General features: G+C 50.9%; 25 protein-coding genes. 18 read left to right on the plus strand and 7 right to left on the minus strand.

Annotated features, from left to right (window positions below; all coding sequences use genetic code 11):
• Positions 1–3 precede the first annotated feature (3 nt).
• From rpl18a to RJ53_RS03740, 4 genes are read left to right on the plus strand one after another with little or no spacing between them, the layout of a single operon-like run.
• Complete coding sequence (gene rpl18a, locus RJ53_RS03725; protein ID WP_211530273.1) at positions 4–195, plus strand: 50S ribosomal protein L18Ae; 192 nt, start codon at positions 4–6, stop codon at positions 193–195.
• Positions 185–640 carry a prefoldin subunit alpha gene (pfdA, locus tag RJ53_RS03730; RefSeq protein WP_211530274.1) on the plus strand — a complete coding sequence of 152 codons (456 nt, stop codon included), beginning with the start codon at positions 185–187 and terminating at the stop codon, positions 638–640. Before rpl18a ends, pfdA begins: the two co-directional genes overlap by 11 nt.
• Before the next feature lie 9 nt (positions 641–649).
• Positions 650–1,804, plus strand: a complete 1,155-nt coding sequence (gene ftsY, locus RJ53_RS03735) for a signal recognition particle-docking protein FtsY (protein WP_211530275.1) — start codon at positions 650–652, stop codon at positions 1,802–1,804.
• Between the two features lie 7 nt (positions 1,805–1,811).
• Positions 1,812–3,137, plus strand: a complete 1,326-nt coding sequence (locus RJ53_RS03740; RefSeq protein ID WP_211530276.1) for a signal recognition particle protein Srp54 — start codon at positions 1,812–1,814, stop codon at positions 3,135–3,137.
• A gap of 2 nt (positions 3,138–3,139) precedes the next feature.
• Here RJ53_RS03740 and RJ53_RS03745 read toward each other — a convergent pair whose 3' ends face one another.
• Positions 3,140–3,493: a type II toxin-antitoxin system PemK/MazF family toxin gene (locus tag RJ53_RS03745; protein WP_211530277.1), complete on the minus strand. Its 354-nt coding sequence runs from the start codon at positions 3,491–3,493 to the stop codon at positions 3,140–3,142.
• Between the two features lie 101 nt (positions 3,494–3,594).
• Here RJ53_RS03745 and trmY point away from each other — a divergent pair, with 101 nt between their 5' ends.
• The 7 genes from trmY to RJ53_RS03780 are packed head-to-tail and all read left to right on the plus strand — an operon-like array spanning position 3,595 to position 7,991.
• Complete coding sequence (gene trmY, locus RJ53_RS03750; RefSeq protein ID WP_211530278.1) at positions 3,595–4,158, plus strand: tRNA (pseudouridine(54)-N(1))-methyltransferase TrmY; 564 nt, start codon at positions 3,595–3,597, stop codon at positions 4,156–4,158.
• Positions 4,158–5,399, plus strand: a complete 1,242-nt coding sequence (locus RJ53_RS03755) for a tRNA pseudouridine(54/55) synthase Pus10 (RefSeq protein ID WP_211530279.1) — start codon at positions 4,158–4,160, stop codon at positions 5,397–5,399. Before trmY ends, RJ53_RS03755 begins: the two co-directional genes overlap by 1 nt.
• A 2-nt stretch (positions 5,400–5,401) precedes the next feature.
• Complete coding sequence (locus RJ53_RS03760) at positions 5,402–5,695, plus strand: 50S ribosomal protein L21e (protein ID WP_211530280.1); 294 nt, start codon at positions 5,402–5,404, stop codon at positions 5,693–5,695.
• A gap of 23 nt (positions 5,696–5,718) precedes the next feature.
• Positions 5,719–6,069: an RNA polymerase Rpb4 family protein gene (locus RJ53_RS03765; protein ID WP_211530281.1), complete on the plus strand. Its 351-nt coding sequence runs from the start codon at positions 5,719–5,721 to the stop codon at positions 6,067–6,069.
• A 12-nt stretch (positions 6,070–6,081) separates the two neighbouring features.
• The gene (locus RJ53_RS03770; protein WP_211530282.1) at positions 6,082–6,642 is read left to right on the plus strand and encodes a DUF655 domain-containing protein; all 561 of its coding nucleotides are present in this window, start codon (positions 6,082–6,084) and stop codon (positions 6,640–6,642) included.
• Complete coding sequence (rsmA, locus tag RJ53_RS03775) at positions 6,639–7,415, plus strand: 16S rRNA (adenine(1518)-N(6)/adenine(1519)-N(6))-dimethyltransferase RsmA (protein ID WP_211530283.1); 777 nt, start codon at positions 6,639–6,641, stop codon at positions 7,413–7,415. The genes RJ53_RS03770 and rsmA overlap by 4 nt, the downstream gene beginning before the upstream one ends.
• A 9-nt stretch (positions 7,416–7,424) precedes the next feature.
• Positions 7,425–7,991, plus strand: a complete 567-nt coding sequence (locus RJ53_RS03780) for a HemK2/MTQ2 family protein methyltransferase (protein WP_211530284.1) — start codon at positions 7,425–7,427, stop codon at positions 7,989–7,991.
• A 4-nt stretch (positions 7,992–7,995) separates the two neighbouring features.
• Here the strand turns inward: RJ53_RS03780 and RJ53_RS03785 are convergent, their stop codons facing one another.
• Positions 7,996–8,589, minus strand: coding sequence for a DUF2115 domain-containing protein (locus RJ53_RS03785; protein ID WP_211530285.1), 594 nt, complete (start codon positions 8,587–8,589; stop codon positions 7,996–7,998).
• 122 nt (positions 8,590–8,711) lie between these two features.
• On the opposite strand from RJ53_RS03785, the gene RJ53_RS03790 reads away from it, so the two are divergent.
• Genes RJ53_RS03790 through RJ53_RS03800 form a run of 3 tightly spaced genes read left to right on the plus strand, consistent with a single transcriptional unit; the run spans position 8,712 to position 11,568 of the window.
• On the plus strand, positions 8,712–9,968 hold the full coding sequence (locus RJ53_RS03790) for a 3-isopropylmalate dehydratase large subunit (protein ID WP_211530286.1): 1,257 nt from the start codon (positions 8,712–8,714) through the stop codon (positions 9,966–9,968).
• A gap of 5 nt (positions 9,969–9,973) precedes the next feature.
• A complete protein-coding gene (locus RJ53_RS03795; RefSeq protein WP_211530287.1) occupies positions 9,974–10,462 on the plus strand; it encodes a 3-isopropylmalate dehydratase small subunit in 489 nt (162 codons plus the stop codon).
• Positions 10,450–11,568, plus strand: coding sequence for a 3-isopropylmalate dehydrogenase (locus tag RJ53_RS03800; RefSeq protein WP_211530288.1), 1,119 nt, complete (start codon positions 10,450–10,452; stop codon positions 11,566–11,568). Before RJ53_RS03795 ends, RJ53_RS03800 begins: the two co-directional genes overlap by 13 nt.
• On the opposite strand, the gene RJ53_RS03805 is transcribed toward RJ53_RS03800, so the two are convergent.
• The 4 genes from RJ53_RS03805 to RJ53_RS03820 are packed head-to-tail and all read right to left on the minus strand — an operon-like array spanning position 11,552 to position 17,351.
• Positions 11,552–12,232 carry a PEGA domain-containing protein gene (locus RJ53_RS03805; RefSeq protein WP_211530289.1) on the minus strand — a complete coding sequence of 227 codons (681 nt, stop codon included), beginning with the start codon at positions 12,230–12,232 and terminating at the stop codon, positions 11,552–11,554. The two genes, RJ53_RS03800 and RJ53_RS03805, sit on opposite strands and share 17 nt — an antisense overlap.
• Before the next feature lie 21 nt (positions 12,233–12,253).
• A complete protein-coding gene (locus RJ53_RS03810; protein ID WP_211530290.1) occupies positions 12,254–13,876 on the minus strand; it encodes an MBL fold metallo-hydrolase in 1,623 nt (540 codons plus the stop codon).
• A 1-nt stretch (position 13,877) separates the two neighbouring features.
• On the minus strand, positions 13,878–14,216 hold the full coding sequence (locus RJ53_RS03815) for an STAS domain-containing protein (RefSeq protein WP_211530291.1): 339 nt from the start codon (positions 14,214–14,216) through the stop codon (positions 13,878–13,880).
• A gap of 36 nt (positions 14,217–14,252) precedes the next feature.
• Positions 14,253–17,351 carry a PAS domain S-box protein gene (locus RJ53_RS03820; RefSeq protein ID WP_211530292.1) on the minus strand — a complete coding sequence of 1,033 codons (3,099 nt, stop codon included), beginning with the start codon at positions 17,349–17,351 and terminating at the stop codon, positions 14,253–14,255.
• Between the two features lie 351 nt (positions 17,352–17,702).
• Here RJ53_RS03820 and RJ53_RS03825 point away from each other — a divergent pair, with 351 nt between their 5' ends.
• The 4 genes from RJ53_RS03825 (at position 17,703) to RJ53_RS03840 (ending at position 20,879) form a co-directional block, all read left to right on the plus strand.
• Positions 17,703–18,680, plus strand: a complete 978-nt coding sequence (locus tag RJ53_RS03825; RefSeq protein ID WP_246495980.1) for a PstS family phosphate ABC transporter substrate-binding protein — start codon at positions 17,703–17,705, stop codon at positions 18,678–18,680.
• Positions 18,681–19,481, plus strand: coding sequence for an ATP-binding response regulator (locus tag RJ53_RS03830; protein ID WP_211530294.1), 801 nt, complete (start codon positions 18,681–18,683; stop codon positions 19,479–19,481).
• A 75-nt stretch (positions 19,482–19,556) separates the two neighbouring features.
• A complete protein-coding gene (locus RJ53_RS03835; protein ID WP_211530295.1) occupies positions 19,557–20,039 on the plus strand; it encodes an Hsp20/alpha crystallin family protein in 483 nt (160 codons plus the stop codon).
• A 54-nt stretch (positions 20,040–20,093) separates the two neighbouring features.
• Positions 20,094–20,879 carry a CBS pair associated ParBc domain-containing protein gene (locus RJ53_RS03840; protein WP_211530296.1) on the plus strand — a complete coding sequence of 262 codons (786 nt, stop codon included), beginning with the start codon at positions 20,094–20,096 and terminating at the stop codon, positions 20,877–20,879.
• A gap of 10 nt (positions 20,880–20,889) precedes the next feature.
• On the opposite strand, the gene RJ53_RS03845 is transcribed toward RJ53_RS03840, so the two are convergent.
• On the minus strand, positions 20,890–22,068 hold the full coding sequence (locus tag RJ53_RS03845; RefSeq protein WP_211530297.1) for a sugar phosphate nucleotidyltransferase: 1,179 nt from the start codon (positions 22,066–22,068) through the stop codon (positions 20,890–20,892).
• Between the last annotated feature and the right edge of the window lie 12 nt (positions 22,069–22,080).

Raw genomic sequence — 22,080 nt, forward strand, 5'->3', positions numbered from 1 at the left:
TGAATGGAGTTAACAGAGTTTGAAGTGAGTGGTGCTGTTAAGATCGGTGATTCCTGGAAACCATATACCAAGGTCATCGGTGCACCAAACGAGGTACAGGCGAGAGAGCGCATTTATACGCTGATCGGTAGCAAACACCGCCTCGAGCGAAGATTAATCAAAATTGAAAGCATAAAGAGTGTCAATGCAGAGTAATACCCGTACTCCGACACCTGAGCAGGAGTTCCAGACACTCCAGATGTATCTCAGTGAGTTTAACCAGCAGATCGAGCTCTTTTCCCAGCAGCTCCAGATGGTTGAACAGGCACGGATGGAATCTGCTGCCGCCATTGAGAGCCTGAAGGGGCTGAAAGGGACGACTGATGCAATCACTCTCCTTCCAATAGGTTCCGGTGCAGCCATTCATGCCCGTGTCATCGATCCTGATGCTGTCATCGTCAGCATCGGGTCGGGGGTTTCCGTGAAAAAATCTAATGATGAAGCGGTCACCTACCTCTCTGATCGGATCAGTGAAATGGAGGCACAGGGGAGACGCCTTGCTGAGACAATAGGGAAACTTCAGAGTCAGGCAGCAGAGGTTGGAAGACGCCTTGACCAGCTGTATCAGGCAGGTCAGGTCCAGTCCCAGGGCCGGAGCTGATCGGGGAGTATGTTTGAAGGTCTCAGGAATAAACTGAGGGATGTCCGAAACAGGCTTGGTGCTTCCATCGAGGAGCATGCCCGGCCTCTTGACGATTCCCCGTCAGTAACCGCATCTGATGAAATAATCGCTCCTGCACCTGCGGAAGATTCTGCACCTGCTGATACCCTGTTGCATGAAGCGATATCTGATGATATTCCTCCTGCACCCGCTCCTGAAAAGGGTGGTGCATCTGCAAAGCAGCGATGGTCTGAAGAGACGGAACAACCCGTACAAAAGGCCGGCTTTTTTCAGAAGTTCAAAACCCTTGTTACCGAACGCGAGTTTATTCTGACCGAGAAGGATGTTGCTGACCCGCTCTTTGATCTTGAGATGGTTCTGCTCGAATCTGATGTTGCACTCCCGGTGACCGATGCGATTATCGCTCATATGAAGGCGTCTCTTGTCGGTACGAACCGGAAAATCCGCCAGGATCCCGGTAAGATTGTCAGCGATGCACTCAGAGACGCTCTCCGTGAGGTTCTCGGTGAAGGCCTTGATATCTCGGCATATATCCGGTCACATGAGCGGCCGGTGAAGATCCTCTTCACGGGTGTTAATGGAACCGGAAAGACGACCTCTATTGCAAAGGTTGCCGATCTCCTTAAAAGAGAGGGCTTTTCCGTCGTCATTGGAGCCGGAGATACCTATCGGGCCGGGGCAATCGAACAGATACAGGTTCATGCTGATCGCATTGGCGTGCGGCTCATCCACCATCAGGAGGGTGCCGATCCATCTGCCGTCCTCTTTGATACGGTTGAGTACGCACGGGCGCATCAGATGGATGTTGTCCTTGCCGATACCGCAGGCAGGTTTCATAACCGGGCAAACCTTATGAGTCAGCTTGAGAAGATCAGGCGGGTTATAAAACCGGATCTCATCCTGTATGTCGATGAGGCGACGGCAGGAAATGACGCTGTTGTGCGAGCGGCCGAATTTGACCGGACCGTCGGAGCTGATGGTGTGATACTGACAAAGGCAGATATGGATCCCAAGGGTGGAGCTGCCATATCCATCGCCTATACTATCGGAAAACCACTCGTCTTCCTCGGGGTTGGCCAGGAATACTCAGATATACAACCATTTACACCTGATCTCATCCTCAATGAGATCCTGGGGGACTGATTAACCGATGCTTGATTCTCTCTCCACATCTCTCAAAGATGCCGTTAAAAAGCTTGCAGGCAAGGCTGTTGTTGACAGGGCAGCTGTCGAAGAGCTGATACGTGATCTCCAGCGGGCGCTCATCCAGTCTGATGTCAATGTCAAACTTGTGATGCAGCTCTCCCAGTCAATCAAGAAGCGTGCCCTTGAAGAGGAGCTTCCAAAAGGGATGGGAGTGAAGGATCATGTCCTTCGAATCGTCTACCAGGAACTCGTCTCCCTGATGGGTCCTGAGACCGAGCTGGAGCTCAAGCCCCAGAAGATCCTGATGGCGGGTCTGCAGGGGTCCGGCAAGACGACAACGACAGGCAAACTATGCCGGTATCTTCAGCGGAAAGGGATGAAGGTTGGAGCAATCTGCTGTGACAACTTCCGGCCTGGTGCCTTTGTTCAGCTTCAGACACTCTGCAAAAAGATTAATGTCCCAATCTATGGTGATCCAAACGAGAAGGATGCCCTGACGATTGTCAGAAATGGTCTCTCAGCACTTCGTGATGTCGAGGTTATCATCGTCGATACTGCCGGCCGCCATGCCCTTGAAGATGATCTCATCGATGAAATCATGCAGATCAACGACGCGGTTAAGCCGACGCATCGGTGGCTTGTCATCGATGCGGCCCTTGGTCAGGGAGCGCGTGATCAGGCGAAGAGGTTCCATGAGGCCATTGGTATTGATGGGGTCATCATCACAAAGATGGATGGAACAGCCAAAGGTGGCGGCGCCCTCTCGGCTGTTGCTGAGACGGGATCGGGTATTGTCTTCATTGGTTCAGGCGAGACGATCGATGATCTCGAACGGTTCGATCCTGATGGATTCATCTCACGGCTGCTCGGGATGGGGGATCTCCGTGCTCTGGTTGAACGGGCTGAAGAAGTGATCGAGAGTGATGATCTCGATGTCAATGCAATGATGAAGGGGAAGTTTACCCTTCGTGATATGTACAAACAGCTTGAAGCCCTCAATAAGATGGGTCCTCTCAAACAGGTCCTCTCAATGCTGCCCCTTGGTAATATGAATCTCCCCGGGGAGGTCTATGATGTCACCTCGGTGAAGATGCAGCGGTACCGGGTGATGATGGACTCCATGACGGATGCAGAGCTTGATGATCCGTCTGTTCTTGGAACATCCCGTATTCACCGGATTGCCTATGGTTCCGGATCGTCAGTTGACCAGGTCCGGGAGCTGATAAAATATTATAAGATGATGCAGAAAGCGTTGAAAGGCTTCAAGGGAGGAGGGCGCTTCTCTATGAACCGGATGATGAAGCAGTTTGGCGGTGACAAGCTTGGATAGCCTCAGCACCGGCACAGTCTTTTAATATCCATAAAGGCTTCATCAGTCAGCCTTCCCTTCTTTGAGAGTATCTTTCGTATTGGTACCCATGTCTGATGTGTGGTGAGGATATAGCTCTCATCGAATAGGTCAAGACCCCCCTCCTTAAAATCATCGAGATCGATCCTGATCGACGGGATCCTGTCTGCAGGCCTGCTTGTACAGGGCACAAGGAGGAGCTGGTTATCGGCGGCCGAGAGGACGATCGCCGGCCTGTTTTTGCTTCCCCTCCCATCATGGAACGGAAATGGTGCTATGACGACATCACGTGGATTATAGGTTCCCATTGTCTCTCCTGTATGGATCTCTGCATCCATACCTCTCCATATCATTAAGCGCCTGTCCATCAATATAATTAGGCTATACATTCCTGTTTTGTGGCACAAACACCCTTCAGGAGTCCAGTGTGGAACAAATTATGCGACGGTTTGCAATTATCGGCCACCGTGCCGTCACGGATCCGGGCTTTTCGCTCAATGATATGCCCGGAAGTGCAGGGAGGATGGATGTCCTCTGCCGCTGTGTGAATGCCTCCTTCTTCCTCTCCCATGATCTGAGACGGGATGTTGAGTGTTACCTCATTCTCAAAGGCGGAGAGGAGATGACTGTCCGTTTCTCCGGAGAGAGGGTCAGATCACTTAATCCTGATGAACGGAGTAGTGGAGCCCTCATCAAAAAGGCCCTTGCAAAGCCTTGTGGCGAAGAGTTTACCGAATCATCTCCCGGTGTATCGATACGGCGTGGCGGCCTTCGAAAGCTCCTTACAGAATACTCCTTTGCCATACTCGATGAAGGGGGTGCCGATATCCGTTCTGCAGGTATGATTCCTGAAAACCTCCTCCTCTCTGATCATCAGAACTTCACCGAAGAGGAGGATATACTGGTTGCGGATCTTCCGCGCATCTCTGTCGGGCCAAAGGTCCTCCATGCCGATCATACGATCACCGTTGTCCTCAATGAAGTGGATCGGAGGGGATTGTAATGGATCTCCTCTCTTTAACCGGCCGTATTCTTGAGTATGGACCGATCTGTGATCACTGTCTCGGCCGCCTCTTTGCAAAGCGATCATTTGGCATCTCAAATGATGAACGGGGGCATGCCCTCAGGTTGAGCCATGCACTTGCAGAGAATCAACGTTTCTCACCCTATGAACGCGGCACCTGTAGCGTCTGTATGGATCTCTTCACTGAGATTGATGTATGGGCTGAGCGTGTTGCGGCTGCTCTTGCGGGTATCGATCATGAGACCTTCGTCATCGGGACGCGTGTCCCTCCCATGATCGCGGAATCCGAGGAGATGCTCTGGAGTGATTTCTCCTTACCTGATCCCGAACCTCTCAAATCGGAGATGAACCGGGAGGTCGGAAAAGCGGTTGCCAGGATAACCGGAAAGCGGGGAGAGACGAAGAATCCTGAGGTGACCATCATCCTCAATATCCCTGAAGAGATTGTTGAGGTTCAGATCGCTCCGGTCTTCTTTTATGGGAGATATAGAAAACTTGAGCGTGGTATCCCACAGACTCACTGGGACTGTCGCGCATGCCGTGGTTCCGGCTGTGATCTCTGCGGGGGCTCGGGGAAGCAGTATCCCGATTCCGTCGAAGAGCTCATCGGGAGGCCGGCTGTAGAACTCTTCAGGGCAGAGGGGGCTCTCCTGCATGGAGCTGGCCGGGAAGATATCGATGCGCTGATGGTCGGATCCGGGCGTCCTTTCATCATGGAGGTACTCTCTCCAACCCATCGCGGCGTTGATCTCAAGGCCCTTGAGTCAGCTATCAATCATTCAGCGAATGGCAGGGTTGAGGTATCGATTGAGCGATGGAGTGCACGGCGGGAGGTGGAAACTCTTAAATCGCACAAAGCGCATAAGACATACAGGATTCTGGTCGATATTGACGGCCATACATCTCTGGATGAGGTCAGAAAAGCCCTGGATGCCCTGAATGGGGCAGTTATCCATCAACGCACCCCCCGCCGTGTTGCACATCGGAGGGCGGACCTTGTCAGGGAGCGCATGGTCGTTCAGATCGAGTGTCTGGGTGTAGAGAATGGCCGGTACCTGATCGAAGTGGTCGGGGAGGCTGGTCTTTACATCAAAGAGCTCATATCAGGAGATGGCGGGAGGACAACCCCCAGCCTCTCAGAGATCCTCGGTATACCTGCACTGGTGGTGACACTTGATGTCACCTCGGTGGAGGGTATGCCTGAGAATGGAGACGAATAATCATGGCACTACATAACGGTCCACGGAAGAAGACGCGATATAAGTTCAAGAAAGCACTCAGAGCACGTGGTCTCCCACCGGTGACCTCTGTCATTCAGCAGTTTGACGAGGGGCAGAAGGTTCACATTGTTGTGGAACCAAGTATCCACAAAGGGATGCCTCACCGAAGGTTCCATGGTAAGACCGGAACGGTTATCGGTCAGCGGGGTCAGGCATGGGTCCTTGAGATCAAAGACGGAAACGCAACGAAGACCGTCATTGCACGACCACAACATCTAAAAGCTCAAAAATATTAATTAGACGTAATCTGGTGATTGTCATGAAAGTTAAGGCACTTATTAGCGAGGAGAGGGTTACCCTTCCGGAGATCCGTGAAGAACTTCTCAGGATTGAGGCTACACGCCTGGAGTCCGGTAAAGAGATGTCCTACGAGCTGAAGAAGAGCATCGAACATGTCAATCACCTCGCAAAAATCTCGTCGGAAGCTTCAAAAGAGCTTGTCTCTGAACTGCTGGGTCTTGAGAAGATGAAACCGGATATTGCATACCGGATCACAAATCTCATGCCCGTCAACAGAGATGAGCTCCGTGCTATTTATGCAAAGGAACGCTTTACGCTGACTACTGAAGAGCTTGATTCGATCCTTGATCTCGTTTCATCAAAACGGTGAGGTGATTTGAGCATGAGGGCAGAGAAGAAAGAGAGTCAAGCGTTAGCGATTGATGTACTGCAACACGGGTATGCTGATGATCCCCGTCCGATTATAAAGCGCGAACCTGTGGTAATTGCAGTTGGTGTTGATCAGTTCAAACTTCTTGAGATCATCCCAAAGACTGTTAATGTGGATATTCATGAGATACTCTACATCGGTGATGGTGAACGTCCGAAGGTTGAACGTGTGAAAAGAAGGCTGAAATATGAGGAGCTGACATCAACCGCACGTCTTGAACTTCCCTTTGCAATAGAGAAGATCGTCTCTCAGAATGAGGCACGTTTTGTTGAATTCTTTAACAAATCCGTTCCAATAAGTCTGAAGCTCCATATGCTCCACCTCCTTCCCGGAATTGGGAAGAAACTTCTCTCTGAGGTTCTCGAGGCACGCCAGAAGGCACCGTTCACAAGCTTTGATGATATCCGGAGCCGGATTAAGGCGATGCAACATCCTGAGAGGATGATCGCTGAGCGCATTCTTGAGGAGATAATGGATCCGAGCGTCAAACACCATCTCTTCACATCACGATGAGAGCCCGACTGGACCAGCACTTTCTTGCAGATCCTTCCGCAGTAGAGCGGATCGCAGGCGCAGTTCCGGTGAACGGTCGCCGGGTACTTGAGATCGGTCCCGGCGGCGGCATTCTGACACGCGCCCTCCTTGAACGGGGGGCGACCGTCATCGCAGTTGAGATCGATAGTTCTCTTGTATCCGATCTGAAGATACTTTTCAGAGAAGAGATTGCTGCCGGCCGCCTTATCCTTGTTCATGGAGATGCGACCCGATGTCCTCTCCCTGCATTTGATATCGTCGTTGCCAACCTTCCTTACTCAGCCTCTTCTCCTATCACATTCCGCCTTCTTTCGATCGGTTTTGAGGTTGCTGTCCTGATGTACCAGTGGGAGTTTGCGAGGCGCATGCTCACCCCGGCAGGTATGCCTGATACGAGCCGCCTTTCGGTGATGGTTCAGACCTATGCGAAGGTAAAACCTCTCCTTGAACTTCCTCCAGAGGCTTTCTCCCCGCCTCCCGAGGTCTGGTCCATGGTCGTCCGCATCACCCCGGCTGATCCCCCGATCCCTATCCAGGATAATACAGTCTATGCGGATCTTGTCCGGATGCTCTTTTCACACCGGAGAAAGACCGTCAGGAACTGCCTAAAATCTGCCCGGGGCATCTTTGGATCTGAGCGGATTGATCATCTCATTGGCAGCCTTGATGATACAACCCTTGCTTTGCGGCCGGAGAGGCTGCCTCTTCTGGCGTTTGCAGAGATGGCCAACATCCTTGCAGATGCAGAGTAATCATCTTCTATGTCTCTCTATCATTCCGAGGTTTATTTCCCTGCAGAGGATACGCATCTCCTCCTTGAAGCGGCACGCCGGGTTCTCCGCCCGGGAGATCAGGTGCTTGAGATAGGGACGGGAAGCGGCGAGATCGCTGCAGGTCTCCTTCAGATGGCTGATCGGATTGTGGCAACAGATATCAATCCTCATGCCGCAGAGATGGCTTTTTCACGTGGGGTACCGGTCATCAGGACTGATCTCTTCTCAGGCCTCTCGGGGCGGTTTGATCTCATTATCTTCAATCCCCCGTATCTCCCGACTGTTGAAGAGGAGCGGATAGATGACTGGCTGGAATATGCACTTGATGGGGGAGAGGATGGAAGAAGGACAATTCAACGCTTCCTTGAGGTCGCTCCTGATCACCTGACCCTGCAGGGCAGGATTCTTCTCCTTGTCTCTTCTCTTACAGGCATTTCAGAAGTCTCATCCCTCTTCAGCAAAGCGGGAATGATCGCCTTTACTGTTGCAGAAGAAGTATGTGAAGGTGAAAATCTCGTAGTTCTCCTTGGTATGCGGGATCTCTGCCGGGTATAAGTTCTTATCCCTGTTCCGCCGGGCAGAACCGGCAAAGTGCGTACACAACCTCGTCCGCCCGATCCCGGACAGGACAATAGATCACCCCCCCCTTCTTTTTCACCTGTAATCCTCCGGGAAAAGGGGTTCCGACCGGATGGACTGATTCATGAAGGACGAAGATTCGAAAGGCCGAGAGGAGGAAGTAGAGGAGTCTCCCCATCGGGGTCATATGTGCACCCCCCGCATGATCAGGTGAGAGGCATGCTTCTTGTATCATATGGCAGTATGTCAGAAAAAGCACCTTATTGTGGAGAGGATCCTGTAAAGCTTTGATCTTCCCTTCCCTCTTCATCAGAAGAATCCTGTGGTATGTCCCAAATATCTGTTCTGATGTATGATCAGAGAGTCTTTCCCGATATTCCGGGGGCAGATTTCTGATCTCCTGCTTCAGGGCAGCTGCAATCTGCATCAGGTCATAGGGTGTGTAATGATGCAGCTCCTCTGCGATCAAATCACCCAGGTCAGATTGCATCTCTGCCTTCATGAGGCGTGCTGTGACTGATTCGATCTCCTCTCTGACTCGCTCTCCTTTCAGTTTGAGTCTGCTACTACGCATGTGCACTATTCTTCACCGCCTGTTCCGGAGAAATCATCTCATCGATCAACACTTCCTGTATCCGGGAATTGATCTCTTATCATCCAAAGCATAGTATAGCTTGAAGGAGGATAAGTACACCGATGGCCAGAGGATTGACTGTTGCTGAGAAGATATTCTCACGAAGATGTCACAGGGAGAAGAAGGCTGGTGATGTCGTTATGGCGCCAATAGATGCCGCAATGATCCATGATATCACCGGACCCCTTGCTATCACCCAGTTTTGGGAGATGGGGGGAGAACGCGTCTTTGATCCCGAGAAGATCATTCTCCTTTTCGATCACCAGATCCCTGCCGATTCCATTCCGGCTGCAAAAAATCATGTGATGATGCGGGCATTTGCCGAGGAGCAGGGGATCGTCAATTATGATCTTCGGGAAGGTGTCTGCCACCAGGTTGCTCTTGAGAAGGGGAGGGTTGCACCTGGTGATATCGTTGTCGGGAGTGACTCACACACCTGCATGTATGGAGCTGTCGGGGCATTCGCAACCGGTATCGGCTCGACCGATATGGGATTTGCCCTGAAGTTCGGTGCCCTGTACTTCCGGGTTCCCGAGAGTATCAGGGTCGGAGCAGAAGGCCGGTTTGCATCCCGGGTCGGTCCCAAGGATCTTATCCTCAGGCTTACCGGTGATATCGGGGCAGATGGTGCCACCTATTGTGCGCTTGAGTTTGGTGGCTCAGCCTTTGAAGAGATGGATATGCCGGGCAGGATGACCTGCTGTAATATGGCAATTGAGATGGGTGGGAAGGCCGGGATAGTCCCCCCTGATGAGGTGACTCGAGCATATCTGAAGGAGCGGAGGTCATTTGATCCTGTCGAGCTCTCCCCTGATTCGGATGCAGTGTATCTTGATCAGCGGTCATATGATGTGTCTGATCTCTCACCACAGGTTGCCGTTCCCCATAATGTAGATAATGTCGTCTCCGTTGAGGAGGTTGCAGGGCGGAAGGTCGATCAGGTCTTCATCGGCTCCTGCACAAACGGAAGGTTTGAGGATATGCAGGAGGCTGCCGAGGTTCTTGGTAATGAGACCTTCTCTGATAAGGTGCGGGTGATCATCATCCCGGCATCCCGTGACGAGTATCTCAAGACCCTCCGTGCAGGGCTCATTGAACGGTTCGTCGAGGCAGGTGCCCTTGTCGAGGCACCCTGCTGTGGTCCGTGCATGGGTGGGGCATTCGGTCTCCTTGCACCGGGGGAGGTGTCCCTCTCGACATCCAACCGGAACTTCCGGGGACGGCAGGGAAGTACGGAGGCAGAAGTCTACCTCTCGTCCCCGGCGACGGCGGCGGCAAGTGCTCTGTATGGGGAGATAACCGATCCAAGGGGGGTGTAATGGCGATGCGTGTCTGGAAATTTGGCAACGATATCGATACGGATGCAATCATACCGGGTCGTTTTCTGACAATCTATGATGAAAAAGAGCTTGCATCATATGCGTTTGAGGGAACCCGCGATGAATTTTCAAAGGAGGCAGATGATGGGGATATCATCGTCGGCGGACGGAACTTTGGCTGCGGATCATCCCGCGAGCATGCCCCGCTTGCTATCCGTGGTGCCGGGGTCCGGGTGATCGTCGCAGAGTCGTTTGCAAGGATATTTTATCGAAACGCTATCAATACCGGACTTCTTCCTCTTGTTTGTGAAGATGCCGGGGCTATTAAAGATGGCGCAGAACTGATTGTACATACGGATGAAGGATACATTGAGTCGGCCGGGAAGCGATACCCGATCGATCCTGTTCCGGAATTCCTTCTTGAAATTATTCAGGCGGGGGGCCTCGTTGCCTATGCACGGGCGCACCCGGAGGTGAAGACATGCACAGAGTAGCACGTATAGATGGAGATGGAATCGGGCCTGAGATCATTGATGCAGGAGTAACAGTACTGGATGCCGCAGGGGAACGGTTCAACTTTGATATCGACTGGGTCAATTTTGATATTGGATCGGAGCGGTATCTCAGGACCGGGGAACTTCTGACTGAGGAAGATATCACCGGTCTTGAAACCTGTGATTCGATCTATTTTGGTGCATTAGGTGATGATCGTGTCAAACCTGGAATTATTGAGAAGGGTATCCTTCTTGCCCTCCGGTTCCATTTTGACCAGTATATCAACCTCCGTCCGATCAAGCTTCTGGATGGCGTCACAACACCTCTTGCCAACAAGAAGCCGGAGGATATTGATTTCCTTGTTGTCAGGGAGAATACTGAGGACTTCTATGTCGGCATCGGATCACGGTTTACGGGATCTGAGAAGACGAGCCTTGAGGTGATCCGCAACCTCTACTCGATCAAGTTCGGCATCGATGTTGAGAGTGATGCGACGGAGGTCGCCTATCAGATTGGCCTTATTACCCGGGAGGGTGCGGAACGGGTCATCAATTATGCCTTTGACCGGGCCCAGGAGAGGGATAAGAGCTGCACGTCGGTGGATAAGGCCAATGTCCTATCCGATATCTACGGTCTCTGGCGTGAGGTCTTCACCTCGGTTGCGGGCAGATATCCTGATGTCAAAACCGATTTCACCTTCGTTGATGCGGTGACGATGTGGTTTGTGAAGAATCCTGAATGGTTCGATGTTGTCGTCACGCCGAATATGTTTGGAGATATCATCACTGACCTTGGAGCGATGATCCAGGGCGGTCTTGGTCTCGCACCCGGTGGAAACATCAATCCTGATGGAATCTCAATGTTTGAACCGATTCATGGCTCTGCTCCGAAGTACAAAGGGATGAATATTGCCAATCCGCTTGCGACGATCTGGGCTGGCGCACTCCTGCTTGAGAATATCGGGGAGAAAGAAGCTGCTGATGCCGTCCTCAAAGGAATCGAATCATCGATTCTTGCCGGCCATGTCACAAAAGATATGGGTGGAAGCCAGTCGACGAGCAGTGTCGGCGACTGGATTGCAAAACAGATCAGAACCGGCGCATAAATCCTGCTGTCAGAGAGGCTGCGATGATCCCTGCGATGATGATCGCAGGGGTCGGCGCACTCTGCTCCGGTGGTGTCGGAAGAGGTGATACCCGCATATCAGGAGTCGGGACTGGTGCGGCAGGTACCGGAGTGGTGAGTGGTGTGAGTTCTATTACCACACCGGTCGTCTGCCCTGAGGTAACGATAGCGTACTCCTGATAACTGTAATATCCCTCTTTTTCTATCGTTATCAGGTGGAGGCCGAGGTCTGTCTGTGCAATAATGAGGCTTCCTTTTTCATCTGCCACTCCGGCATAGTTCTGATTCTGCAACACTACTGCTTCCGGGTGCGTGGTGATGACGATGTTCCCGGTATTTCGGAAAAGAGTTCCCATAGGTACAAGTGTTGGTTCAAGCCGGGCGGTTGAACCCGGTATTATGTAGGCGACCCCGTCCCAGTTCTGGTAATTTGGCTTTTTCAGGGAGATCCTGGTCAATCCAGGCCTGAGATCGCTGATCGTAATGGGTGTATAGCCACGAAACTGGTTCGTGATATAGACCTCGACGTTGTCAGGGTCTGAGATGATCTCAATCGATCCCGTATCTGCTGCATGGGCGGGTGAGATAAAGAGGAGGAGAGAGACCAGAACTGCCGCGATCAGGATGGACGTATTGATGTGCATACGTTCTGTAATGGTATTGATCTAAATAATGCTTCGTTGGGAAGGATAGGTGATGGTGATCCTGTCCTTCGTCTCTCTGATGCTGCCTCCTGTCAGTAAGAATGCCTGGATGAAGTACCGGATCGTCTGTTCATCGAGAACCGGGCGATCCGGTGTACAGGTTATGGTCACCTGGCTGCGATCAGGTGAGGTGATGGCGATCTCCATACCGTCGCACCCGGATGCCGCCGTCTCCTCAATGAGCCTCTGCATCGCCCTTCTGAACCGTCTTTTGTCCATCACGACATCAAGGGATGCTTCCTCCGATTGTATGGTGAGATAGCCCTGTTGTACAACACGGATCGTTCCCATCTCGCGGATCATCGCCGCCAGAAACTCCTCCCCCGATTCGGCTGCAAGGAGGTTTCCGGGATCTCTCTCTCCTGTGAAGGAACGCATCACTTCTGCGTAGATAGCGTTTGGATTGCATGTGGAGAGGGTAGCAACCGGCTGGTATCCACGAAAGACGGTCATGTAATCATTGATGAGGCTTGTCAGATGCTCAAGGAGAATGGGATCGATGATCGTTCCGAGGTTTCCCCGATCGACCATCCGGTTCAGCTTGCCTGCGATCTGAGCTGCTTTCTGGGCAAGCTGGATATCCCTGTGTTCGCCCTTTCTATATGCCTCCGAGAAGTCATGGTACCGGGTGAGGAGATCATCGATTGCTGATATCTCGATGATTCGATCGATCCTGTCTGCTTCATCCTCCTCCTCGAGCTCCTCAAGCATATGGGAGATGAAGGTGATCCGTCCTGAGATGATGGTCAGGGTTTTGTCCATCTCCGCCATCAGATCATTGCCGAAGGTTGCGGTGGTGCGTGCCCATTCAGGGGTGATCGTGGCGATATTATCGATTTTTTCGACATCATCCACGATCCTTGCGATACTGGTCATTGCTGAAGATGCAGGGATGGGATCTCCATGGCCGGAGAGGCAGGAGGTGATCCCTTCATTTTTTATCAGCCTCATCAAACCATGAAGTGACGAAATACAGTCATTTTTTGACCAGCCAACGGAACCTGCCACACCCGGCGCCCCGATGAAGAGCGTATCTCCGATGAAGAGGTTGTTGCCGAGACGGTAGCATATACTGTCAGGGCTATGTCCCGGGGTATGGTAGGCGAGGATCGACATCTCATCGGTAAACGAGATCTCCTCTTCCTTCAGGCCGCATCCTGCCGTATCTCCCTCTTCAAGGAAGAGGGGCATGCCGATGGTGCAGGGATGCATCTCCCGTCCCAGGAGTGCTGCCTGGCTGATGCCCGTGTCGCCGGTCCGGAGGACCTCGGCACCGGATATATGCGTACATACCCTGTCTGCATATCCCCTCAGCTCATCGTTATGGAGGAGGGAGAAGGAGTGATCAATATGGGTGTGTGTCAGAAGAATTCTCTCCAGCATACATCCCTCTTCCTTCTTCCCTCTGATGACGGAGAGGATCTCGTCTGTCTGGGTTGCCAGGCCACCAGGGTCAAGGAGGATACACTCTGTGTCTGATGCGAGTAGAAAAGAATTTGATGAGACTGTATCGATCTTCCGGATAATAGGATAGATGGATATATTGTCACATCCGGGAATCCTGTTCCAGCGGTGTGACTCCATACTATCCCCGGAGATGGGCTACAGCCGCATCGATGGAGGGGTGGATGGAAAAGATGGATGAAAAGCCGGTCAGCCTGAAGATCTTCTCCACATCCGGGCGGAGTGAGCAGAGGATGATATGTCGCCCCTCCTTTGCTATCTCTTTTTCGATTGTGAGCAGGACGCGAAGGCCACCGCTGCTGATGTACTTCAGTTCACTCCCATCGATGATAACCGGCCCCTCCTCACTCTGAGCATATCCCCGGAGTGTCTCTTCAGCATCCGGGGCGGTTGAAGAGTCGATTCTGCCCGATATTTTGATGATTTGGATATTTTCTATCTCTGTTGTAGTAATTTCCATCTCTGCTCTCCTGATAGTATCTCTTGTGCTCTGAAACTAAAAAAAAATATCATCGTCGGTGAGCATCTCCGGCATGCTGAGGCTGCCTGCTTTTCTCTTTCCCTCTCGTTTCTCCTCAAGTACTCTCTGCAAAAGACAGAGGAGATCACGGCCTCTGTATGGTTTTGGAAGGACCGCCGAGAATCCATACTCCTGATATGAGGACATAACAGGATCATCGGAATATCCTGAGGAGACAACTGCACAGATATCCGGAAATTCTTTTTTAAGTATCTCTATGGTCTCTTTCCCTCCCATTCCACCGGGAATCGTGAGATCCATGATCACTGCATCATATACCTGACCATTTCCGGTGGAATCCCGATACAGCTGTACCGCCTCATTACCGTCACGGGCGGTGATGACCGTATAGCCTTGTTTCGTCAGAATTGTTTCTGTAATATCAAGGATCGCTTCATCATCATCCATCACAAGAATCAATCCACCCGATGTATCTTCATCAATATATTCGCATGTATTTGAGGGCACAACTTTTTTAGAGGCAGGAAGGGAGATTGTGAAGGTTGTTCCGACGCCTACTTCAGAATCAACCGTTATTGTTCCTCCATGCCGTTGAATGATTGAGAGGCATGATGCCAGACCAAGACCGTTGCCAACCTTCTTTGTGGTGAAGTAGGGATCAAAGATCTTCGTAAGGTTCTCCTGGCTGATCCCTGTTCCCTGATCTGTTATGGTGATGAGTATGCTGTCACTCCCGTCCGAAGATGAGAAATCTTCAGAAAAGGTTTTATTCATTGCTCGAATGGTTATAACGCCTCCTTTCTCCATTGCCTGATTTGCATTGATAACAAGGTTACTGATCACCTGAGAGATCTGGCCGCAATCAACATCGACGGACCAGAGATCCTGATCGATCTGAATCTCCGGTCTGGCTCCTGTCCCCCTCAGCACAAAATCTGCTGTCTCTCTGATAAGCTCAGAGATATCTGCTGTTTCCTTCACCGGGGCGCCGCCTTTTGCGAATGTGATCAACTGCCGTGTCATATCACGTGCCCGGAGCGTCGCCTCCTCGGCACGCTCAATCCGCTCGGATGCAGGTGCATCATCCGGCAGCCCCATTCGGGCAATCATCAGGTTTCCGGTGATGGCGGTGAGGATATTATTAAAATCATGTGCGATTCCCCCAGCGAGAAGCCCGATCGACTCCAGCTTCTCCATCCGGATCGACTCCTCTTCATACCGCTTTCGATCGGTAATATCACTGATAACAATCACACTTCCGGTTGCTCTGCCATTCTGATTCCGAATTGGTGAAGCAGAGATCTCTATTGGCCTTCCAGGTGTACCGGACTCTTCCAGGTATACCCCTTTGGATACCTTGATTGGTTTATTCTCATCCATTGCTCTTCTGGCAAGGAGATCAGCTGATATAACCGCCGCATCCCCTGATAGAACAAAAACAGTACTGATGAAGGATCCGACAATCTCTTCTTCCGGTCGTCTGATGAGATCGGTAGCTGGCTTATTTACGAGGAGTATTGTTCCATTATTGTCAATTGTGATGACTGCATCGGTAATTGAGGATAATGTGACGGCGAGACGTTCTTTAAGGACTCCTTCAGCTTTCTCAGCTGTTCTGCGGAGATCTATTTCAGTGAGGAGGTGGTCATTCATTTTTGAAAGTTCCGCGGTCCGTTCTGTTACAAGCTCTTCAAGGTGGTTCTTATACCTCTGTAATTCCAGTTCAGCTCTCCTCTTCTCAGTGATATCGCGGGCAATTCCAAAGAGTCCGATTACCTTCCCTTCGATGAATCGAGGCTGGATATGGATGTCGATAACGCATTCCTCTCCATTGAGATTTACAATAGTTGTCTCAAAAGAATGGCTGTACTCCCCTTGCTGCATCCCGTATATTTCCCCGGATGAATGATTATCCCTGAGTGCATTTCCCCCTATGAGAGACTGAAGAGATAGGCCGATGATCTCTTCTTTGGAGTATCCGGTTAATATTTCTGTCATACGATTGGCACTTGTGATGATACCCTTCCTGTCTGTAGTGAAGAAGATATCATGAGCGTCATTAAAGAGTTGACGAAAGCGTTCTTCACTCTGTCGTAACATACTCTGTGACATCTCGAGAGAATCAAGCATTCTGTTGACCGATCCAGCAACCTGAGCAATTTCATCCTCTCCATCAAAGTCTATCCTCGTATTGAGAGAATCTTTCTCGTGTATTGAAGTAATCTTTGCATTCAGAAGGCTCAGGCGGGAGAGTACGGTCTTCTCCATAATTCCCATTGTGACTGCGCCGCAGAGTATCCCAAGGAGGATCAATGAGAGGAGTGAGTACTGGATAGCGGCCTGACCATTCTTGAATATATCCCGTGGCATTTCAGCCTTCAGCAGGAGTGCCGGGTTTCCGTTAATATCCGGAATGAGGGTATATCCGGCTACCACATCCTCACTCAACGGCCTGACCAGTCTCATACCTGTCTCCGAGAGATCCCTTTGGACTTCCCGAATATCCGATGGAATGTAGGGATCATGGTTTTCGTAGGCTGAGATTATGAGTTCTGTCTGTTGCGAGAGGGTATTCATCAGCCCGGTATCGAGGTACCGTCCAACAAGAATATGGCCATTGGCATCTTCTCCGGAATATCGTGTCGCCTTGCGTGATGCGATCAGCATCGGGCCTGATTCGAGGACGATAATGCCATTATATCCATTCAGATCCTGCTCCGTTATCTGGTTAAGGAGACTTCGTGGTGTTGGCATCACATGGCCATAGTCGAGATTGATATATTTATGATTTAATATGTCGCCTTCTGTATTAACAAAAAGGATAATATTAATATTCGATCCCGTAAATTTCTCATCGGGAAATGCTGATTGGAAATAGCCATAATCTCTTGTCTCCATGAATGTATTTGTCTCCTCAGCACTCGCCCAGGAGAAAGCGATAGCCTCCAGTTTCCTTACCTCTCCATGTATGGCGTTCTCTGCACGCTCAATATTTTGAATGGTGGCATCTGATTCAAGGGTGGTGAACCCTTCCATGACGATAATCTGTGAAGAGATGAAGAGGAGGACTGTCATCGCAAGAAAGGAGACTCCCGTGGATAGGAGCGTCCTCATCCGTAGTGAGGATGGCAGGAGTCGATTGAGACCATTCTGCATTTTGCCGAATTCTAAACTGAGGCTCTTTGAGAAAGGAGTTCTTTTACTATTAGCCGTCTGGTGAACCATTATCCATATTTCCGGTTAAAAATGCTTCAATTTTCGTTATAGGATGTATACATGCATACGAGATCTCTCTCCTCTCTATACTGCTCTATCTGCTATAGCTCCCTCTGATATGAGCGTATTCTCATGAGGGAGAAGATATGCTATCTTAATTGAATGGTATCTGTTGACCAGGAATCTGGTTACATGAGGGGGGATGATGTAATGGTCTTTCGGGGTGGCAATGGGGTATGGATAGTCATCATGGTTGCACTGCTGGCCGGTGCTTGTATAATTTTTGCAGGTTTTCTCCTCTGGTTGAATCAGGATGATGATATACCGTCATCATCTCTTCAGGATGGCAGGGGGAGATTGCCAATCGTCATTGCAGGATCGACGACCGTGCAACCTGTCTCCGAAATTCTTGCCTCAGTATACATGAGATCGCACCAGAATCATCAGATTATCGTTGAAGGGGGAGGATCAGGGGCAGGTATTCGAAGGGCAGGAACCGGAGAGATTGAGATCGGTGCGACATCACGCTCTGTTAAGGACGAAGAGTTTCTCCTCTATCCCGATCTCCGTGTTCATCAGATTGGAGGATCCGGCATTGTCGTCATTGCCAGCCTTGACTATCCGGGTTCTATGATCACCTTCGAAGACCTTCTCCTCCTCTATAACGATCAGGATGATCATATCTCGAATATGGGCAATATACGAAATATCAGGGTTGTTGTCCAGAGAAAGGATCATTCAGGAACAGAAGAGGTATTTGCAGAATGGCTCTTTCCAGGGTCCAAGGATGTGGACTCGGCCTTATATGCCCATGACACAAGCGCTTCCGGCCCTGTCATCCAGATGGCTATGGATGGAAACGCCGGGGTTCTGAGGGTTGTGAAAGAGCATATCGGAGCCATAGGTTTTGTTGACTTTGGCTATGCCGAACATGATCCCGGGGTGAAGATTCTCAGGATCGTTGATAAGGGAAGTCAGGAGGCAGTACCCCGTGATCTCTCTCTGGTTCGGAAGGCTATCCTCAATGAATTTCGCTCTGGCGAGATGAGAGATGAAACCCTGAGGTACGTCCCTGGGTTGACACGTCCTCTTGCATATGTGACTGAACAAAATCCTGACGATGAGGTCATGGCATTCATAGATTTTGCCAGATCCTCTGATGCCAGGCGGTATTTTAATGAAATAGGCTACTTCTCCATGAATGAGATTGATGAACTGGTGATGTAAATGACAGGTGACAAAACAAACATACTGGTCGTTGAAGATGATCCGCTGATCACAGAAGTGCTCAGTATCATGCTTGTGAAACATGGCTATTCAATCTGCGGCACTGCCCGAAGCGGAGAGGAGGCGATAATGCAGGTGGTTGAGAAGCATCCGGATCTCGTCCTGATGGATATCGGGCTTGATGGCGAGTGTGATGGTATCGCCGCTGCTATGTATATCTTCCAGTTCTTTTCGATACCTGTTATCTTCAGCACCGGTCATTCAGGGGGTGATTTCATTCAACGGGCCAAACATGCCCAGCCATTTGGGTACCTCACAAAGCCCTTCAGTGACTGTGAGCTTTATAGTACAATTGAGATTGCCCTGAACTCCTTTGAAATGCTCTCAGACCGTATTGGTCTGAAGAAGCGCCGTCTCAGGGAACTTCTTCATCTTGATGAAGGTATCATCTTCCTCGATACGAATGGTCGGTGCCTCTTCATCAATCCTTATACGGAACATTTAATTCATCTCTCTCACAGGGAGGTATTCTATCGGCATATTCATGACGTACTCGATTATGAACCGTCTGTTTCACGCGCCCGGATCCCGCCCCTCTGGGATCTCATCAGGGAGAGTATTGCTATTGGAACAAGCCACGATATTCTCGTATGCAGTTCTGGTGGGCGGAAGCGCCCGGTTCATCTCACCGTTAAGGCACGAAGAAATTCGCGGGGGGTTCATGTGGGGTATATCCTGAGGATGGAGGAGAGGATCAGGACCGGGTACCCGATAGCAAAGAAAGCAGTTACTCACGAATGATAATAAAATATATATGTTTTTATATCCTAACCGGAGGTTAACCACACCCTCTGTGTGGTATTGGAGGTAAACACTATGGTATGGCGTAGGCGAAGATATCCATTTGGCTCACTTGGCCATGAGATAGATGAGATGATGGGAGAGATGGAGACCCGTTTCCAGGATCTCTTCTCCGGAGGCAGGACGCTGCTCCCTGAGGGGGGAGCGGCAGATCGCCTTCTCCCGGCTGTCAAAGGCGAGTTCCGGGTTGATGTCTGCGAGCATGAGGGTGACGTTGTTGTCGTCGCCGATCTCCCGGGGATTGAGAAGGAGAACGTCAACGTCCGGCTGCATGATCCACGGACACTTGAGATCTCAACAGAACGACGTGAAGAGAAGAAGGAAGAAGAGGAGAACTACTTTATGAGGGAGCGTGTGTATGGGTCGATGCGCCGTCTCGTCCGCCTCCCAGGCGATGTTGATGAGGAGAGTGCACAGGCATCCTTTAAAAACGGGGTTCTCGAGATACGGTTACGTTTGACCGAGAAGGAGACAGGAAGGACAATCCCTGTCAACTGACACCTTTTTTGAAGACCGATGCTTTGATGGTGTTTTGTGGGAATATCAATAGTAATGGAGAAGAAGAAGGTCAGTGACTATATGACCTACGACGTCGTGACGGTCGAGGCGGCTGGGACGGTAAAGGATGTCATAGCCCATATCAGATCAACCCATCATGACGGCTTTCCTGTCGTCCGGGGGAAGAAGGTTGTCGGATATATCTCCGCACGGGATATCATCGGGGTCCATCCTTCAACCCGGATCGACCAGATCATGTCTCGCCACCTGATCGTTGCCGATCCCGAGATGTGCATCACCGATGCGGCACGGGTTATCTTCCGCTCAGGGATTCAGAAACTCCCGGTGATCGACGAGAACGACGAACTCGTCGGGATCATCTCAAATGCTGATGTTATCCGCTCCCAGATCGAGCACGTATCCCCGGAGAAGGTCTTCAACTTTATGAAGACCCTCACCAAGCTGTACGGGATCGAACCAACCCTTGATCGCGGGTTGATCCCTGTCGAAAAACTCCGTCCGACCCAGGCGAAGATCTATCAGGATGAGCTTGAGGGAAGGATGTACGAGATCAGAAAAGGTCTTGCCGAACCGGTCATTGTCGTCAGGCAGCCGGGGAAGCTGATTATGGTGGATGGTCACCACCGGGCAGTTGCTGCCAAGCGTCTCGGCATCAGACATCTGGAGGCATATATCATTGATATAACCGAGGATATCGAGCTTGGCCTGGAAAGGACCGCAAACAACATGAAGCTCCACTCACTCGATGATATCGCGGTTCTGGACTATGCCCGGCACCCACTCGTTGCTATCACGCACCGGCTCGTGCCACATAGCTGAACGCAGGGGTTTATGACCCCTCATGCCGGGTGTCATATGCATCATTTAATACGTACTCTTTTACCACTGTCCCTGGTTGAATTGTCACCTCCGGCCAGAGCCGGGTTCGTGAATGAATAACGACACCCTCCCCTATAACGGCACGGGGACCGATAACGGTGTCATTCTCAATCGAACAATCCTCTCCGATGACGACACTATTATCGATGATACTCCCGCTGATGGTTGACCCTGTCCCGATTGTCACTCCTGAGTATATTGATGAAGAGAAGATCTTCGAACCATTCGAGATCTCACAGTGATCCCCGATGGATGTATAGGGGCCGATGATGACATCCTCTCCAATCTTTGCTCCCTCCCCGATAGAGACGGGCCCTATGATGCGTGATCGTGCACCAAGAGAGATGGCATCGCCGAACCGGACCGGTCCTGTGATCTGTGCATCCCTGACAGAGAGGGTCCCCTTGATTGTTGTCACACCCACATCAGCCAGTTTCCAGCGTTCCGCCTGCCTGAGCATGGATGGAGATCCGACATCGGTCCAGTTTCCTCTGGCAAGCCAGCCTTTGATGGTCTTCCCATCATTCATCAGGGCAGGGAAGAGATCCCGTGCAAAATCAAACTTTCTGCCTGTGGGAATGTAATCAAAGACTTCAGAATTGCAGACATACATTCCTGTGCTTGCGAGGTTGGAGAAGATCTCGCCGGGCGCCGGTTTCTCTTTGAACCTGCGGATGGTGAAGGTTGCATCAAGCTCTGCAATCCCATATTCACTCGGATCATCGATGCTTATCAGCCCAATTGAGGTGATAGCTCCGTTTTTTTTGTGCTCACGATAAAACTCAAGGAGGTTAATGTCAGTAACATGATCTCCTCCGACGACAAGAAAGGGCGTTCCTTCAAGGTACTCCTGTGCATTTTTTACCGATCCGGCTGTTCCGAGTTTCGTCTCCTCCTCGACATAGGTGATCTCTGCAGAGTAGAGCGATCCATCACCCAGGGCCTCCCGGATCCGGTCCCCAAGATAACCAAGAGTGATGACGATATCAGTAAACCCAAGGTTGGCGAGATGAATGACCAGATGCTGGATAGAGGGAACGCCTCCGATAGGGATCGTCGGTTTAGGCCTCTCAAAGGTCAATGGGCGGAGACGGGTCCCCTCCCCCCCGCACATGATACAGACTTTCATGATAATGAGATA

The sequence above is a fragment of the Methanocalculus chunghsingensis genome, from assembly GCF_018132105.1.
In the GTDB taxonomy this organism is placed as follows: domain Archaea; phylum Halobacteriota; class Methanomicrobia; order Methanomicrobiales; family Methanocorpusculaceae; genus Methanocalculus; species Methanocalculus chunghsingensis.